Raw genomic sequence first — 17407 nt, 5'->3', positions numbered from 1 at the left:
CGGACGATGAGCTCGAAACTCGAGGCAATCGGCATCGCGAAGCGCTATGGCGATTCGGTCGCGCTGGAACCGACGGACCTCGCCGTGCAGGCGGGCGAATTCCTGACGCTGCTCGGTCCATCGGGTTCGGGCAAGACGACCTTGTTGCAGATGATCTCCGGCCTCGTCGCGCCGAGCGCGGGGCGCATCGAGATCGACGGGCGCGACGTCACGCATGTCGAGCCGGGCAAGCGCGGCATCGGCATGGTGTTCCAGAGCTATGCGCTGTTCCCGCACATGAGCGTGTGGGACAACGTCGCATACGGCCTGCGCATGCGCCGCAAATCGCGCGAGGAAGTGCGCGCCGCCGTCGACGACGCCCTCGCGATGGTGCGCATGACCGAATACGCGAAGCGCTTTCCCAAGGAGTTGTCGGGCGGGCAGCAGCAGCGCATCGCGCTCGCGCGCTGCTTCGCGTACCGGCCTTCGGTGATTCTTCTCGACGAGCCGCTCGGCGCGCTCGACAAGAAACTGCGCGAACACATGCAGTCCGAGATTCGACGCCTGCACAAGGAGCTCGGCGCGACCTTCGTCTATGTGACGCACGATCAGGACGAGGCGCTCACGCTCTCCGACCGTATCTGCCTGATGAACCAGGCGCGCATCGAGCAGGTGGGCACGCCCGCGGATCTCTACGATCGTCCGGCCACGCGCTTCGCGGCCGGTTTCATCGGCCATTCGAATCTGCTCGAAGGCGAACTCGATGCTGCGCGCGGCGCCGCCGGCGAGCCGATCCTGCTCGCGGCGGGCGGCCGCATTCCTTTGCCGGCCGGCGCATCGGGCGCGCCCGCCACGCGTCACACGCTGCTTCTGCGTCCCGAAGCGCCGCGCCTCGTCGAACCGCAGAGCGGCTTTGTCGATGGCACGATCGCGGATGTCGTGTTCTTCGGCAGCGACACGCGCGTCCAGCTCTCGATGAGCGACGGCAGCGAGCTGACCGTGCGCTGCGAACGCAGCGTGACACCGCGCGTCGGCGACAGGGTGGGTCTCACGTGGGACCCGCATCGCACGACGTTGCTGCACGCCTGAGGAACCGCCATGACCATCGCTCTTCATGCGCACCGCGAAAACGAAGCCTCGCGGCGCGGCCGGTCCGTCGTGCTCGCGCGCTGCATGCGCTTTCTGCCGATCGTGCCCACGCTGCTGTTCCTGCTGGTGTTTTTCATCGTGCCGGTCGGCGAGATCCTGCAAGGCGGTCTCGTCGGCGCCGACGGCCAGATCGGCTTCGCACAGTTCGAACGCATCGCGCGCACGCCCGTGTACGCGAAGGTGCTGTGGATCACCTTCGCCATATCGTTCCTGACGGCGGCGCTGTCCATCCTGCTCGGCTATCCGGTCGCGTACATGCTGAGCCGGCTGTCGGAGCGCGTGCGCGAACGCTGGCTGCTGTGGATCATGCTGCCGTTCTGGACCAGCTATCTCGTCAAGACCTACGCGTGGATGCTGCTGCTTTCGAAGACCGGCGTGCTTTCCACGATCGCGCTCTCGCTCGGCCTCGTGCGCGAGACGAGCGGCACGATACCGTCGCTGACCGGCGTGCTCATCGGCATGGTGCATTCGATGCTGCCGCTCGCCGTCATGACGATGCTGCCCGTGATGCGCGGCATCGACGACCGGCTCGCGCAGGCGGCGGAGACGCTCGGCGCGGAGCGCAGCACGAGCTTCTTCACGGTGTTCCTGCCGCTCTCTTCGCCGGGCGTGGCGGCGGCGGGGCTGCTCGTGTTCATCTCGAGCCTCGGCTTCTTTATCGTGCCGGCGCTGCTCGGCTCGCCGAAGGAAACGATGATCGCGCAGCTCGTGATTTCGTCCGTCCTCGAACTCTTCGACATGCGCTTCGCCGGCGCGCTTTCGACCGTGCTTCTGATCTGCTCGATCGTCATCTTTTTCGTCTATGACCGCATGGTCGGCCTGACGTCGCTGACGGGCGAGGTGACGGAGCGTTCGCGCGGCTCGCGTGCGCAGGGGTTCAAGCTCGCGCTGCTGATGACGGCGGGTCGCGTCTTCGCCCCGTTCATGATGCGCCGCAACGTGCATGCGGACACGGCCGCGCGCGCCGCGAGCCCGCTCGGACTCTATACGTGCGTCATCATGGTGATGCTCGTGGTGCCGGTGCTGTCGGTGATTCCGTATGCGTTCACGACGAGCGACTACATCGCGTTCCCGCCGAAGCTCTTCAGCACGCGCTGGTTCGGCACCTTCATGGATTCGCCCGTGTGGCACAGCGCGATCATCCGGTCGTTCGAAGTGGGTCTCGGCACCGCGCTGCTGTCGCTGCTGCTCGGCTTCGGCGCGACGCTCGCGATGACGCGCATGCCGCGCCGTGCGAGCAAGCCGGTGTTCGCGCTGCTGGTCGCGCCGCTGATCGTGCCACGCATCGTCGTCGCGGTCGGTCTCCTGTATCTGTTCGGCCGCCTCGGACTCACGGGCACCAATCTCGGCCTCGTGGTCGGGCATACGGTGCTCGCGATTCCCTATGTGGTGGTCACGCTCGCGGCGGGCTTCCAGCGCTTCGACTGGCGTCTGGACGACGCAGCGCGCGTGATGGGCGCCTCGCCGCTGCGACGCATCACGTCGATCGTGCTGCCGCTGCTCATGGCGAGCGTGACCGCCGCGTTCCTGTTCGCTTTCCTCGTTTCCTTCGACGATCTGACGATCGCGATCTTCGTGAGCGGCGGCATCAACTCGACGCTGCCGAAGCAGATGTGGGACGACATCCAGCTCGCGGTCACGCCGACGCTCGCGGCTGTATCGACCACGCTGGTCATTCTCATCGCGCTCGTCGTGGCGGTTTCGTCCTGGCTCAAGCGCCGCGCGCGCTGAATCGCGGGTTTTTCAATCGGTATAGATATGCATCGCTATTCGGAATACTTCGCTCACCGCCACGCCGACGACGAACTCGACTGCGTGCCACTGCTCGCGGCGGGATTGCGCCGTGAGCCGGCGCGCACCGTCGCGCACTTCGACGATCGGGCGATCACCTGCCATGACATCGCGCGGCATGTCGCGCAGTTGCAGCGCTGGTTCGCGCGGGAAGGACTCGTGCCGGGCGACCGCGTCGCGGTCATGCTCGGCAACAGCGCGGAGCACGTCCATCTGATCTACGCGCTCATGCTGAGCGGACTCGTCTGGGTGCCGGTGAACACGAAGCTGCGCGGCGCGGGCCTCGAGTATCTGCTGCAGCACGCGGAGCCGAAGCTGCTCATCATCGAGGACGAATTCGATGCCGTGACCGCGACGATCGACTGCGGTTCCACGCGGCGTGTGCGCATTCCCGCGTTCGATGCACAGGAAGCGAATGCCGCATTCGCGAGCCCGGATATCGGCGTGCACGATCCGCTGTGCATCATCTACACGTCGGGCACGACGGGCGCGCCGAAGGGCGTCGTCTTCACGCACCGGATGATGCGCATCGCGGGCGAGGCGGCGTTGCGCGTCGCCGATGTGCGCGAAGGCGACCGCCTGTTCCTGTGGGAGCCGCTGTGTCATATCGGCGGTGCCCAGATGCTGCTGCTGCCGTTCCTCGAAGCCGTGACCTTGCACGCGGTGCCGCGCTTCTCGGCCTCGCAGTTCTGGCCGCAGGTTCAGCGCGCCGGCGCTACACAGCTGCATTATCTCGGCGGCGTGCTCGATATCCTCATGCAGTTGCCGCCGGACGCACAGCCGGAGACGCACACGCTGCGCGTCGCATGGGGCGCGGGCGTGAGCGCCTCCGCGTGGGTGCCGGTGCAGGAGCGGCTCAACGTGCGCCTGCGGGAGTGCTATGGCATGACCGAATGTTCGAGCTTCGCGACTGCGAACGCGACCGGCAAGCCGGGGTCGATCGGCCGCGCGCTGCCGTGGATCGATATCGAGCTGCTCGGCGACGATGGCCAGCCCGTGACGGACGGCGAAGCGGGCGAGATCGTCTTGTCGAGCAAGGTGGATGGCACATTCCTGCCGACGTACCTCAAGAATCCCGACGCGACCAAAGCCGCCTTGCGCAACGGCAGGCTGCACACGGGCGACCGCGCGCGGCGCGATGCCGACGGCGACTTCTTCTTCATCGGCCGGCAGACGGACAGCATGCGGGTGCGCGGCGAGAACGTATCGGCGTGGGAGATCGAGCGCATTTTCGCGACGCATCCCGCCATTCGCGCCAGCGCCGCGATCGGCGTGGCATCGGCGATCGGCGAGCAGGATATTCTGCTCAACGTGCAGTTCAAGGAAGAACCCGTCGACTGGGAAACCATGCACGCGTGGGCGCGCGAGCGGCTCGCCAGTTTTCAGTTGCCGCGCTATTACCGTGTGGTGGAAAGCTTCGAATTGACGGCGAGCGAGCGTATCAAGAAGCATCTGTTGCCGCGCAGCGTGGACGACGCGTGGGATCGCATGGGCAAGACACGGGCGTAATATCGCATGTCGATAGCGAATTAGGGCTATGCGATAATTCACCAACAATCGAATAGATGAACACGTGATGATCGAAGCGCCCAAAGTTCCGCGCAAGCGCAAGAGCCCAGCGACGAAGCCGCAGGCCGAGGCGGCGGACCCGAGCGCCTCTTCGCTGTACGTGCAGTCCGTCGAAAAAGCGATGAAAGTGCTCACCGCCTTCGACGGCAGCAAGCGCCAGTTGTCGCTGTCGGAGATTTCGTCGCTCACCGGTTTCGACATGAGCGCGACGCAGCGCTTCACGTTCACGCTCGCGGCGCTCGGCTATCTGTTCAAGGATGCCGACAGTCGCAAGTACGAACTGTCGCCCAGGCTGCTGGACTTCACGTACCACTATCTGACATCGAACGAACTCGTGAGTCGTGCGACGCCTTATCTCCAGCAACTCGGCTCGGAGACGGAGGAAGCCACCAATCTCACCGTGCTCGACGATACGGACATCGTGTTCGTGCTGCGGATCGTGAGCCGCAACGTGTTCAACGCCCACGTGATCACGGGTTCGCGTCTGCCCGCATACTGCACTGCGCCGGGACTCGCCATCCTGGCGACGCTGCCCGACGGCGAAATCGACGACATCCTGTTGCGCACGAATCTCGTGCCGTATACGTCGTCGACCGTGTACCAGCCACGCAAGATCAAGGACCGCATCGCGCAAATCCGCAGGCAGGGGTACGCCCATACGGAAGACGAGTACTTCGTCAGCGATATTTCGACGGCGGCGGCGATCACCAATGCGCACGGGCGAGGAATCGGCGCGGTGAATATCGCGGTGGCGAGATCGCGATGGCACGCCGACCGTGACGAGCGGCGCTTCGCCGATCTGGTCATCTCGACGGCGTCGGCCATCTCGACGCGGCGTCGCCTGGAGTAGCGCGAATTCATCGACGCCGCCGATGAATCGATAAAAAATCGCTGATTCACTCCACGAAGACGCCCGCTTACACTTTCAGCGAAACGGGCGTGGGCTGTATTCGTTTCGCGCGCTCACACGTCCCGCTCGCATGACCTTCGTCGCGTTCTCGATGCAGGCGGCAAAGCGCTCGCGCGAACGACCGGAGTTGAAATTGGACAGCGTCAATCTCGAAGTGCTCAGAGCCGGCGAACGGTGGATCGGCGAGGGGCATCGCGTGCTTCTCGTCACCGTGGTGAAGACGTGGGGCTCGTCGCCGCGCCCGGAAGGCTCGATGCTCGCGGTGCGCGATGACGGCGTCGTGGCCGGTTCGGTATCGGGCGGCTGCATCGAGGATGATCTGATCGAGCGCGTGCGCCGCAGCGGCATCGAGGCACACCGGCCGCAGGCCGTGCGTTACGGCATCAGCGCGGACGAAGCGCATCGCTTCGGCTTGCCGTGCGGCGGCACCATCGAACTCGTGCTCGAACCGCTCGACGACGCGAGCGGCCTCGCGGCGTTGCGCTGCCATGTCGAGGCAGGCGAACTGGTCGCGCGCACGCTCGACATGGCAAGCGGCACGGCGAGGCTGTCGCCGGCGCGCTCGACCGAAGGTGTCTTCTTCGACGGACAGCGCTTCGTCACGATTCACGGGCCGCGTTACCGGCTGCTCGTGATCGGCGCAGGCCAGCTTTCGCGCTATCTCTGTCAGATTGCGACGGGCCTCGATTATCACGTGACCGTCTGCGATCCGCGCACGGAATATACGGACGTGTGGGATGTGCCGGGCACGACGCTCGTGCGCACGATGCCCGATGACACGGTGCTCGACATGCGTCTCGACGAGCGCAGCGCCGTGATCGCGCTCACGCACGACCCGAAGCTCGACGATCTCGCGCTGATGGAAGCGCTCAGGACGCCTGCGTTCTACGTGGGCGCGCTCGGCTCGCGGCGCAACAACGCGGCGCGGCGCGAGCGTCTGAAAGCGTTCGATCTCTCCGATGCCGAGCTGGCGCGTCTGCATGGCCCGGCCGGCATCTATATCGGCAGCCGCACGCCGCCCGAGATCGCGATCTCGATTCTCGCCCAGCTCACGGCCGCGAAGAACGGCGTGTCGCTGCCGACGATCCTGCAGGTGGAAGGCGCGAAGGCCGCACGCGAAATCGCGGCGTCGGCCGGTTCGCTGTGTTTCGCGTGAGGCTCAGTCTTCGTCGGCGTCGTTCAGGCCGGTCGGATCTTCCTTCGCGGCTTCGACGAACATCGTCGTGAACTGATCGAGCGTGGCGAGCGTATCGCGCCCGGTGCGCGTGATGCGGTAGAACGATAGCGGCACCTCGGGCCGCAGCGGATCGATGCGAACCTGATAGCGGTAGCAGATATGCTCGCTGAACGACGGCATGACGGCCGTGCCGAGCCCTTCCTGCGCCATCGCGATGGCCGTCTGAAGATGGCCCACGACGATGCGGCGGCTGACCGTCACTTCCTCCTTCGACAGCGTGGCCTCGATCAGCCGCTGCAGGGGATTGTCCTTCGGCAGCGTGATGAGCGGCCGATCCTCGAGCGCGGTCCAGCGAATGCCGGGCCCGCGCAGCGGCGTGCCGGCCTGCGCTTGCGACACCGCGACGAGCCGCGTCGGAAAGATCGGCGTGCGGTCGATGCCGGAAAGCTGCGAGAAGAACACGCCGAACGCCGCATCGAGGTGGCCTTCCTCGACCATCTGCACGAGCTCGGTCGGATTGCGGTCGACGAGTTCGATCTGAGCGTTGGGATGGATCTGCGAGAAGCGCGCGAGCACCGACGGCATGAGACTCGCGGCGATCATCGGCGTGCAGCCGAGCAGCAGCGACGATTGCTTCTGGCGTCCCAGTTCGTTGAGCTCGATGACGGACTTCTCGAGCGACTCGACGATGGCCATCGCCGTGGGATAGAAGAGGCGGCCCGCTTCGGTCAGCGACACCGTGCGGGTCGTGCGTTCGAGCAGCCGGCAATTGAGCTGCGTTTCCAGTTCCCGGATGATCGCGGAGAGCGCCGCCTGGCTGAGATGCATGCTCTGCGCGGTCTTCGTGAAGCTCGACGCGTTCGCGACGCCGAGAAAAACCTTGAGTTGTTTGAGGGACAGATTCATCAACGACAGCCGTGTGTAATTCGGGCGTGGGGATGCCCGATTCTATCCCGTCTGCCGCGGCGGCTGCTGCACCTCGGGACGCAGGTGTAGCCGCCGCCGGGGCGTCACGCGAAGACGTAGCGGCCTTCTTCGTCGCGCGTGATCGCACGCCGTTGCGCCGTGTCTTCGAGCCAGCGCACGACTTCGCGGCCGTCGCGCGTGCCGGTTGCGGCCATCAGTTCGGAGAAGCGTTTCGGTCCGTCGTCGAGGGCGGCGTCGAGCGAGTCGAAGCGCGTGCCGCGATACGCCGGCGGCGTCGGCACGCGATGCTCCAGATCGCGCTCGGCGCCCGGCGCGAGCAGCGGCAACGTGAGATCGAAGCCGGCCTTCGCCGTTTTCGTCGCGCCGAGCAGGGATGGATCGAGCGGCATCGCGCGCAGGCTGTCCTGCAGCACCAGATCGCGATCGGCCTGGAAGCGCGTGGCGAGCGCCCAGTCCATCTCTTCATCGGAGAACACGTCGATGTCCGGATCGACGACAAAGACATGCTTCACGTTCGCAAGCGACGCGAACACGGCCGCGATCGCGTTGCGCGCCTCGCCCGGCACGCGCTGCTGCATCGCGATGCGCACGTTGAACATGCCGCCCGTCGCCGGATTCGCATAGACGGCCTTCACTTCGCGCACGGCCGTTTCGAGCGCGCGCCATACGGTCACTTCCGTGCGCAGCGCGGCAAGCTGAGCCGTATCGGTGCGCGCCATCGAGCGGCCGCCGATCGTGCACGTCTGAAAGACGGCGTCGCGCCGGTGCGTGATCGCGGTCAGATGAAAAACCGGGTTCGTCTTCACGCCGCCGTAGTAGCCGAGGAACTCGCCGTACGGACCTTCGGGCTCCGCATGGCCGCGCTCGTCGAGATAGCCTTCGAGGATGAACTCGGCGTCGGCGGGCACGAGCAGGTCGTTGGTCACGCACTTGACGACGCCCATCGGCGCGCCGCGCAGCGCGGCCACGAGTTCGAGCTCGTCGGCGGGAATCCGCATGGTCGCGCCGACGTGATCGACCGGATGCGTGCCGACGGCGAACGCGATCGGCGTGCGCTCGCCGCGTTTCGCGTGGCCGATCGCGATGGCCCGCAGGTCCGACGGCGCCACCAGATCGATGCCGGCCGTGCGGCGTCCGCGCAGCATCAGCCGGCGAATGCCGACGTTGGTCCAGCCCGTTTCGGGATCGACCGCGAAGTCGATCGACGCCGAGACGTACGGCGCGCCGTCCAGATCATGCTGGAGATGCACGGGCAGGGCGGTGAAGTCGCATGCGTCGCCGGTCAGCACGACCTGCTGCACGGGCGCTTCCTCGCGGCTCACTTCGATGAGCTTGCCCTTTACGCGCAGACGTTCGCGCACGGTGTCGAGCAGGCGCTGCGGCGTCGTGTCGAACGCTTTCGCGAGACGCGAGCGGCTTGCGGCGACGCTGCCCGCGAGCGATACCGCGCCGCCGGACGGCCGGCTGAACCATACGGCGCGCGGATTGCCCTCCATGATGCCGGCGACGTCGGCGAGATCGACGGGCGCGTCATGGCGTTCGAGCTCGGTCTCGTCGAGCGATTCGAGGAAGCGGCGCAGGCGGAAGCGTTCGAGGTCGGGCGCGGGCGTGCCGTCGACGGTCGAGGGAATGGCGGTCTTGGGTCTCAATCTGGGTTCCTTGATGCGTGGATTCGTCGTGCGGGGCGGCGGCTTCGCGAGATCGTCAGAAGCGCGCGGAAAGCGCCGTCGCCGCGAGATGCGCGGCGAAGCCGCTCGCGCCGCTCGCGGGCATTTCGGGCGCGAGATGCAGGAACTGCGTCACCGCGCGCAACGTGACGGCGCTGCATCCGAGCAGCGTGTCGACGAGCGCATCCGCTTCGGCGTCGAGATTCGCGGCGGGCACGACGCGGCTCACGAGCCCCGCCTGCAGTGCTTCGCCCGCAGAGAGACGCGCGCGGCTCAGCACCATGTGCGCGACGGTCTTCACCGGCACGCGGCCGATCAGCGCCGACATCACGAGCGTCGGCGGGATGTCGCGTTCCATTTCGGGAATCTGGAACACGGCGTCGTCGGACGCGAGCGCGATGTCGCACACGCCCGCGAGCGCGCAGCCCACGCCGAGCGCTTCGCCGCGCACGACCGACACCACCGGCACGCGCACGGCCTTGAGCGCGTCGTAGAGCGCGAGCGGCGGCGCGGCGACCACGCGGCGCAGCGTTTCGGCGGACGGCTTCGCGTCCTTCGGCGGCATCGGCGAGAGGCGGCCGCGGCAGAAGTCGGGACCGCTCGACAGGATGCGCACGAGCTTCACGTCGTCGTCGAGGGTCGTGACGGTTTCGATGATCGTCGCGCTCATCGGCGCGTCGATCAGATTGCCGTTTTCCGGATGGTCGAGCACCACGTCCACGAGCGGTCCGGTGCGGCGGATCGCAATGTGAGGGCTGGTCATGCTGGTCTCCTTATTGAAGCGTGTTCATGCGTCGCGATGGATGAATTCCCACACGACTTTCGGCGTGGCCGGCATCGCGAGTTCGTCGCTGCCGAATTCCCTGAGCGCGTCGGCGAGCGCGTTGAAGATCGTCGCGGTGGCGGGCGTGATGCCGCTTTCGCCGCCGCCCTTCACCCGCAGCGGATTGCCATGCGTCGGATCTTCGGTGAGTTCGAGGTTCAGGCGCGGAATCACGCCCGCGCGCGGCATGCCGTAGTCCATGTACGAGCCGGTCAGCACCTGACCTGTGTCGCGATCGAGATAGCAGGTTTCCGAGAGCGCCTGGCCGATGCCCTGCGCGAGCCCGCCGTGCACCTGCCCTTCGACGATCAGCGGATTGATCGGCTGGCCGACATCGTCGACGGACGTGTAGTTGACGAGCTTCACGACGCCCGTGTCCGGGTCCACTTCGAGCTCGCAAACGGCCGCGCCCGTCGGATGCGCGGGCACGCGCGTGTTCACTTCGGCTTCCGCATAGAGCTTGCGCATGGCGCGATCGCCCGGCAGGCCGTCGCGCGCGATGTGCGCCGCCACGTCGAACAGACTGATTTCACGCGATGAAGCCGCGTCCGCAAACGCGCCGTTTACGAAGGTCACGCGCTCGGGCGAGGCATCGAACAGTTCGGCGGCGACGCGCTTGCCGAGCGCGACGATCTGCGCGGCGGTATCGACGAGCAGCATGCCGCCGAGGCGCATCGAGCGGTCCGAGTGGCTGCCGCCGCCCACACTGACGAACGCGGTATCGCCGGTGCGCAGCGTGATCGAATCGATCGGCACGCCGAGATGCTGCGCGATGACTTGCGCGAACGTCGTTTCGTGGCCCTGACCGGTGGACTGCGTGCCGGACACGATATCGATGCGGCCTTCGGGCCATACCGTCAGCTCGATACGTTCGCGCGGCGCGCCCACCGGCGACTCGATGTAGTTCGCGAGCCCGATGCCGCGCAGCATGCCTCTTTCGCGCGACGCCGCGCGACGCGCCTCGAAACCGTCCCATTCCGCGAGTTCCAGCGCACGCGCCATGTTGCGCGCGAACTCGCCGCTGTCGTAGGTGAGTCCCATCGGGCTGCGGTACGGCAGCTTGTCGCGTGCGATCAGATTGCGGCGGCGAATCTCCGCGCGGTCGAGCCCGAGTTCCGCCGCCGCGAGGTCGAGCATGCGCTCGATCACATGCGTCGCTTCGGGGCGGCCCGCGCCGCGATACGGCGCGGTCGGCACCGTGTTCGTCAGCACGGCGCTGATGTGCACCGCGGCGAGCGGCACGTCGTAGACCGTCGTCATGATGCGCGTGCCGTTCGACATCGGCACATAGGACACCGTATGCGCGCCGACGTTGCCGATCCACTCGTTGTCGATGGCGAGAATGCGGCCGTCGCGCGAGAAGCCGAAGGTGGCGCGGATGATCTGGTCGCGGCCCTGATAGTCGGAGAGGAACGCTTCGCTGCGATCGCTCGTCCACTTCACCGGCCGCCCCAAGCGCCGCGCGGCCCACACCACGGCGAGCTGCTCGACGTAGATGAACGAACGCGGGCCGAAGCCGCCGCCGGTATCGGGGCACACCACGCGCACCTGCTCGGGCGGCACTTTCAGCGCGAGCGCGAGGCAGATTTTCTGCCGCACCGCGCCCTGGCTGCCCGAGATCAGCGTGTAGACGCCGCTTTCGCCGTCGAACACGCCGATCGCGCTGCGCGGCTCCATCTGGCAATTCACGACGCGGCTGTGATGGAACTCGCGCGTGAGCACGAACGGCGCATCGGCGATGGTGCGGCGCGCTTCGTCGCGATCGCCGATCTGCGTCTGGAAGCACAGGTTGTGCGCCGCGCCGTCCCACAGTTGCGGCGCGCCGTCCTGCATCGCGTCGGCGGCATTGACGACGGCATCGAGCTCGTCGTAATCGACATCGATCATTTCCGTCGCGTTGCGCGCGGCGAGCGCGGTTTCGGCGATGACCATCGCGATCGGCTCGCCGACGTAGCGCACGCGGTCGATCGGCAGCGGAATATGCAACTGGTTGAAGATTTCGCCGGTCAGCGAGGTGAGGAATGCCTTCTTGGTGGCATCGACGGCATCGATCGGATTGGGCACATGATCGACGCCCTGATAGCCATCGTCGAGATAATCCTGGCCGACGAGCACCGCGATCACGCCGGGCGCCTCGCGCGCGGCCGACACATCGACGGAACGCAGCGCCGCGTGCGCGTGAGGCGAGCGCAGGAAGGCCGCATGCACCTGCCCATCGACACGCAGATCGTCGGTGTATTGGCCGTTGCCGGTCACGAAGCGCCGGTCTTCGCGGCGCGGGATGGGTTGGCCGATCATCGCTTGGCGTCCTCCGTGGTGGCGTCGGCGAGCGCGGGATACATCTCGTGCGCCGCATGGCGCACGGCCTCGATGATGTTCACGTAGCCCGTGCAACGGCAGATGTTGCCTTCGAGCGCGTGGCAGATGCTTTCTTCGTCGAGCGAAGGCTGCTCGCGCAGATAGAAGCTCGACGACATGATCATGCCCGGCGTGCAGAAGCCGCACTGCAGGCCGTGGCACTGCACGAACGCGTTCTGCACCGGGTGCAGCGGCGCGTCATTGTTTTCGCGCAGCCCTTCGACCGTCGTGACCGTGCCGCCGCTCGCCTGCGCGGCGAGCACCGTGCACGACTTCACCGATACGCCGTCGAGATGCACCGTGCACGCGCCGCACTGGCTCGTGTCGCAGCCGACGTGCGTGCCGGTGAGGCGCAGCGTCTCGCGCAGGAATTCGACGAGCAGCGTCTGATCGGGCACGGTGCGCGTCACGTCGACGCCGTTTACGCGTAGTTGAATGTCAGCCATGGTTCGTTCCCCGCGTGCTCACTGCGACGCGTCGGCGTTCGCCGGGGCGCTCATCGTCGCGTTGAAGCGCGTGAAGAATTCCGCCGCGAGCTTGTTCGCCACCGACGTGACGAGGCGCGAGCCGATCTGCGCGAGCTTGCCGCCCACTTGCGCGTCGGCGACGTAGGTGAGGAGCGTGCCGCCTTCGTCGGCGTCGGCGAGCGTGACCGTCGCGTTCATCTTGCCGAAGCCCGCGATGCCCCCTTCGCCCTGGCCCAGGATCTTGTAGCCGTTCGGGCCGTCGCGATCCGAGATCACGAGCGTGCCCTTGAAACGCGCCTTGACGGGGCCGACCTTGGCGACCACCACGGCCCTGTACTCGCTGTCGCTTTCGCCGACGAATTCCTCGCAGCCCGGCACGCATGCCTGCAGCACTGCGGGATCGTTCAAGCCTTCCCATACCTGCTCACGCGTGGCGGCGATGGTCTGCGATCCGGTGAACTCCATGTGTGTGTCTCCTGAAAACGGTTTAGGCAGGCTGCCGCAGCGGCTGCGTCAGCAGCGCCTGCAATGCGCGGCGCGCGTAGGTTTCGATCAGATGGGCGCGATACGACGACGAGCCGTTGGCGTCGTCGGGCAGCATGCCGGCGTCCATCTTCAGTGCGTCTAGCGCGGTGTCGGACAGATCGGCGGCGAGCGCGGCTTCGGCGTCGAGCCAGCGGAACACCGACGCACCCGCGCCGGTGACCGCGACGCGAATCGCATCCGCGAACTGGGCGATGAACACGCCCACCACGGCATAGCCCGATGCCGGCTGGCGGAACTTCGCATACGCGGCGCGCAACGGGAGCGGATACTCGAAGCCCGTCACGAGCTCGGCCGGTTCCAGCGCGGTCTCGAAGGTATCGACGAAAAAGTCGTCGGCGGCGATGCGCCGTTGCGACGTGAGCACCTGCGCGTTCAGCGCGAGCACGGCGCTCGGATAGTCGGCGGCGGGGTCGTTGTTCGCGACCGAGCCGCCCATCGTGCCGCGATTGCGCACCTGCGGATCGGCGATCACGTTCGCGAGCTGCGCGAGCGCGGGAATCGCTTCTGCGACCACGTGCGAGGCGGCCACTTCGGCATGCTTCGTCAGCGCGCCGACGCGCAGCACGCCACCTTCGACGCTCACGCCGCGCATCGCCTTGATGCGCGTGAGGTCGATCAGATGCGAAGGCGCGGCAAGCCGCTGCTTGAGGGTGGGAATCAGCGTCATGCCGCCCGACAGCGGCCGGGCGTCCTCGTGCTCGCGCAGCCATGCGGCTGCTTCGTCGAGCGACGACGCGCGCAGATATAGAGTCTCGTACATGAAGTCTCCTGCGGCCCGTGGCCGTCAGGCCTGTTTCAGCCAGTTTTCGAGTGAGGTCGCGAGGGCGACGGGCGCTTCGTACATCGGGTAATGGCCCGCGTTCGCGATGGTCTCGACGCTCGCGCGCGGATACCACGCGAGCCAGGTGCGGTTCATCACGTCGGCGGTCAGCGTGGGATCGTGCTCGCCGATGAAGAGCTTCACCGGCGTCTCGTTGCCCGTTACGTCAGCCGAAAAATCGCTCGCCGCCCAATGCGGCAGATAGCCCGCGAAGGCATCGGCGCGCGATAGCCGCTGCGATTCCCGCGCGAGATGGGCGGTGAAACGCGGCGCGAGGCGATTGCCGGTCGAGAACGCGATGATCGCCGCGCGCCGCTCGATGTCGTCCACGGCGGCGCGAAATGCCGCAAGGCGCGTTTCGTCCATGCGCGAGCCGCACGCGGGCACGGCGCACACGCCCGCCATGCGCTCGATGCGATCGCCCGCGGCGAGCAGCACGCGCTGGATCGCGACGCCGCCCATCGAATGACCGATCAGGCTGAAGCTGTTCCAGCCGAGATGATCGGCGAGCGCGAGCACGTCCCGCGCTGCTTCATCGAAGGTGAACGCCCCGTCGCGCTCGCGCGAGCGGCCGTAGCCGCGATAGTCGAAGAAGACGTAGCTGAACGCATCCGTATCGAGTGCGGGGACGAGCGGCTGCCAGTCGTCGGCGCTGCCGAACCAGCCGTTCATCGCGAGCACCTTGCGCGGGCCGTGGCCGACCTGCACGTAGCCGTTGAGCGCCTGCGTCATGCCGCGGCCTCCGCTTCGCCGGACGCGAACGCGAACGCCGGCGCGATGCGGCCACGGCATTCCCCGAAGCCGATCGATACCGCACCCGCTTTCGTCGCGCGTGCGCTCAGCACGATTTCGTCGCCGTCTTCGAGCGCGGTGCGCGTTTCGCCGTTCGGCAGGCGCAGCGGATCGCGGCCCGCGTTGGTCAGCTCCGTGATGCACGCGCGCGCCGCGTCATCCGCGCCGGAAATCGTGCCGCTGCCGAGCAGGTCGCCGGGGCGCAGATTGCAGCCGTTGCTCGTGTGATGCGCGACCATCTGCGCGAACGTCCAGTACAGATTGTCGAGATGCGTGTGCGTGATGCGAACGGCATCGGCGCCGGCTTCGCGCAAGTGCCGCGTCGACAGATGCGCGTGCAGCTCCAGATGCAGCCCGCCTTCCTGCTGATCGCGCGCGCCGTGCAGATGCGCCATGAGCGGCGGATCATCCGATGCGCGCGCGGCCAGCGCCTTGCGGAACGGCGCGAGCGCCTCCGACGTGACGATCCACGGCGACACGCTCGAATGGAAGCTTTTGCCGAGAAACGGGCCGAGCACCTGTTCGAACCACTGAATGCTTTTCGCGGACCAGTCGTTGAGCAGCGAATAACCGAAGATGTGCGCGGCCGCATCGTCGACGGCGATCGGCTGCGTGAACGCATTGCCCTGGCCGATCCACGCCGCGAGTTCCAGCTCAAAATCGAGCGCGGGCGCGGGGCCGAACACGATCTGTCCGTTCGCATCGCGATATTGGCCGTGCGGACGGCGCACATCGCCGCCGCTCACGCGCAACGACGAAGCGCGTCCGTGATACGCGATCGGCAGCGACTTGAACGCGGGCGGCAGCGGATCGGCGAGACCCTTGTAGCGCCCGTGCCGCTCGGTGTGATGCAGCGACGTCAGAAAGTCGGTGTAGTCGCCGACTTCGCACGGCAGGCGCAGTGCGAGCGAGTCGATGCGCGGCAACAGCGCATCGGTTTGCTGCTGCACGCGGGCACGCTGCGGCGCGTCGCTTTTCAGCAGATCGGCAAGCGCGGCGCGCAGGGCGCTCGCATAGCGGTGCGGCATCGCCATCAGGCGGTTGAGCGTGCCGTCGCGCGTGGCTTCGCAGGCGAGGGCGGCGTCGCTGCCCGCATCGAGCAGGCCGCTGCCGGCGAGCGCTTGCAGATCCACGGCATGCTCGCCGATCGCGACGCCGGCGCGCGCGACGCCATCGCGTTCGAAAGCGCCGAACGGCAAGTTCTGGATCGGGAAATCCGCCCCGGGCAGGTTGGCCGAGTCGATCCAGCTACGTCGCGCCGGATCGTGTGTGGCGTTGAGTACGGTCATGCGAGGGGCGTCTCCGGTACGGCGTTCTTGCGTTCTTCGACCCACGCGTCGAGCGCGGCATGAGCGTGCGTCCGGTACGACGCGAGCGTTTCCGGCGCCGCGACGGGCACCGTCAGTTCGAGCCGCAAGCCGTTCGGATCGAAGAAGTAGATCGAGCGCACGAAGTGATGATCGGTCACGCCGAGCACCTCGATGCCGTGATCGACGAGACGCTGCTTCATCGTTTCGAGCTGGTCGAGCGTGGCGAGGCGCAGCGCGATGTGGTTGACCCACGGCGGCGTGTTCGGCGAAGGCTCGGCGGCGGTGTCGTCGCCGAGATCGAAGAACGCGATGTTCGAGCCGTCCGCCATCTCGAAGAACAGATGTACGTACGGGCAGTATTCGCCCGTGCTCGGCACGCGGTCGAGGCGGATCAGATGAACCAGCGGTAGGCCGAGGATGTCCTCGTAGAAATGGCGCGTTTCTTCGGCATTGCGGCAGCGCCACGCGAAGTGGTGCAGGCCGAGCACCGGCGGCAGGGAATCGGGCATGCTGTGTCTCCTTGATGCGGCGTGATGAGGCGTGACGTGACGAGGGGTGCCCGCTCAGACTTCGACGGCATCGACGTCGTATTCGAACAGCCAGTTGTAGCGCTCCTTCACGCGCTCTTCGCTCCACTCGCGATCGACGTACTCCGCCGCGCCCTCCGCATGCGCGAGGGCGGGATTGTGAAAGCGCTTCGTGTTCGCCGCGGAGCCGCGCACGATGCGCGACGTGCGTTCGAGGCGCAGCGACTCGAAGCGTTCGAGCGCGCGCGGGAGATCGTTCTCGTAGTGCTCGAGGCAGCGCGCGATCAGATAGCCGTCTTCGAGCGCCATGCCCGCGCCCTGCGCGAGGAACGGCAGCGTGGGATGACAGGCGTCGCCGAGCAGCGTTGCGTTGCCCGAGCTCCAGCGCGTCATCGGCTCGCGGATCATGAGCGCCCATTTGTACGGCACGTCGATGGCCGAGATCACCGGAGTTCGACAGTTCCACGGCCAAAAACGCGATTTTCGACAGCCAGGCCTTGTATCGGCGCGGGTTTCGGCGGGGTGCCCAATAAAGTCTTGTGGTGGCACGTCACGACCGATGAATGTCACTGTTGATATACGTATGGGTGTGGTA

General features: G+C 66.8%; 15 protein-coding genes and 1 pseudogene. 5 read left to right on the top strand and 11 right to left on the bottom strand.

The window, feature by feature from the left end; genetic code table 11:
• Positions 1–6 precede the first annotated feature (6 nt).
• The 5 genes from AWB78_RS23410 to AWB78_RS23390 all read left to right on the top strand — a co-directional run bounded on the left by AWB78_RS23410 (position 7) and on the right by AWB78_RS23390 (position 6554).
• Complete coding sequence (locus tag AWB78_RS23410) at positions 7–1068, top strand: ABC transporter ATP-binding protein (RefSeq protein WP_062608374.1); 1062 nt, start codon at positions 7–9, stop codon at positions 1066–1068.
• A gap of 9 nt (positions 1069–1077) precedes the next feature.
• Complete coding sequence (locus AWB78_RS23405) at positions 1078–2859, top strand: ABC transporter permease subunit (protein ID WP_062608373.1); 1782 nt, start codon at positions 1078–1080, stop codon at positions 2857–2859.
• Between the two features lie 27 nt (positions 2860–2886).
• Positions 2887–4428 carry an AMP-binding protein gene (locus tag AWB78_RS23400; RefSeq protein ID WP_062608372.1) on the top strand — a complete coding sequence of 514 codons (1542 nt, stop codon included), beginning with the start codon at positions 2887–2889 and terminating at the stop codon, positions 4426–4428.
• Between the two features lie 67 nt (positions 4429–4495).
• Positions 4496–5338, top strand: a complete 843-nt coding sequence (locus AWB78_RS23395) for an IclR family transcriptional regulator (protein WP_062608371.1) — start codon at positions 4496–4498, stop codon at positions 5336–5338.
• 193 nt (positions 5339–5531) lie between these two features.
• On the top strand, positions 5532–6554 hold the full coding sequence (locus tag AWB78_RS23390) for an XdhC family protein (protein WP_062608448.1): 1023 nt from the start codon (positions 5532–5534) through the stop codon (positions 6552–6554).
• A gap of 3 nt (positions 6555–6557) precedes the next feature.
• Here AWB78_RS23390 and AWB78_RS23385 read toward each other — a convergent pair whose 3' ends face one another.
• The 11 genes and pseudogenes from AWB78_RS23385 to AWB78_RS23335 form a co-directional block, all read right to left on the bottom strand.
• A complete protein-coding gene (locus AWB78_RS23385) occupies positions 6558–7481 on the bottom strand; it encodes a LysR family transcriptional regulator (RefSeq protein ID WP_062608370.1) in 924 nt (307 codons plus the stop codon).
• A gap of 104 nt (positions 7482–7585) precedes the next feature.
• The gene (locus AWB78_RS23380; RefSeq protein ID WP_062608369.1) at positions 7586–9151 is read right to left on the bottom strand and encodes a UbiD family decarboxylase; all 1566 of its coding nucleotides are present in this window, start codon (positions 9149–9151) and stop codon (positions 7586–7588) included.
• 55 nt (positions 9152–9206) lie between these two features.
• Complete coding sequence (locus AWB78_RS23375) at positions 9207–9932, bottom strand: enoyl-CoA hydratase/isomerase family protein (protein ID WP_062608368.1); 726 nt, start codon at positions 9930–9932, stop codon at positions 9207–9209.
• 24 nt (positions 9933–9956) lie between these two features.
• Positions 9957–12290 carry a xanthine dehydrogenase family protein molybdopterin-binding subunit gene (locus AWB78_RS23370; protein WP_062608367.1) on the bottom strand — a complete coding sequence of 778 codons (2334 nt, stop codon included), beginning with the start codon at positions 12288–12290 and terminating at the stop codon, positions 9957–9959.
• Entirely contained in the window at positions 12287–12796 is a 510-nt protein-coding gene (locus AWB78_RS23365) for a (2Fe-2S)-binding protein (protein WP_062608366.1), read from the bottom strand. The genes AWB78_RS23370 and AWB78_RS23365 overlap by 4 nt, the downstream gene beginning before the upstream one ends.
• Before the next feature lie 18 nt (positions 12797–12814).
• The gene (locus AWB78_RS23360; RefSeq protein WP_062608365.1) at positions 12815–13282 is read right to left on the bottom strand and encodes an SRPBCC family protein; all 468 of its coding nucleotides are present in this window, start codon (positions 13280–13282) and stop codon (positions 12815–12817) included.
• Between the two features lie 22 nt (positions 13283–13304).
• Entirely contained in the window at positions 13305–14123 is an 819-nt protein-coding gene (locus AWB78_RS23355) for an FAD binding domain-containing protein (protein WP_062608364.1), read from the bottom strand.
• Between the two features lie 24 nt (positions 14124–14147).
• Positions 14148–14915: an alpha/beta fold hydrolase gene (locus AWB78_RS23350; RefSeq protein WP_062608447.1), complete on the bottom strand. Its 768-nt coding sequence runs from the start codon at positions 14913–14915 to the stop codon at positions 14148–14150.
• Positions 14912–16264 (bottom strand): fumarylacetoacetase, encoded by a 1353-nt coding sequence (gene fahA / locus AWB78_RS23345; protein WP_062608363.1) that lies wholly within the window; start codon positions 16262–16264, stop codon positions 14912–14914. Before fahA ends, AWB78_RS23350 begins: the two co-directional genes overlap by 4 nt.
• Positions 16261–16794: a VOC family protein gene (locus AWB78_RS23340; protein ID WP_062608362.1), complete on the bottom strand. Its 534-nt coding sequence runs from the start codon at positions 16792–16794 to the stop codon at positions 16261–16263. Before AWB78_RS23340 ends, fahA begins: the two co-directional genes overlap by 4 nt.
• Before the next feature lie 54 nt (positions 16795–16848).
• Positions 16849–17259: pseudogene (locus AWB78_RS23335) on the bottom strand (FAD-dependent monooxygenase); the annotation flags it as partial.
• Positions 17260–17407: the final 148 nt, after the last annotated feature.

The sequence above is a fragment of the Caballeronia calidae genome (assembly GCF_900044055.2).
GTDB classification, from domain to species: Bacteria; Pseudomonadota; Gammaproteobacteria; order Burkholderiales; family Burkholderiaceae; genus Caballeronia; species Caballeronia calidae.
The sequence above is the reverse complement of the archived record's forward strand: the minus strand, read 5'-3'. Positions and strand labels throughout refer to the sequence as shown.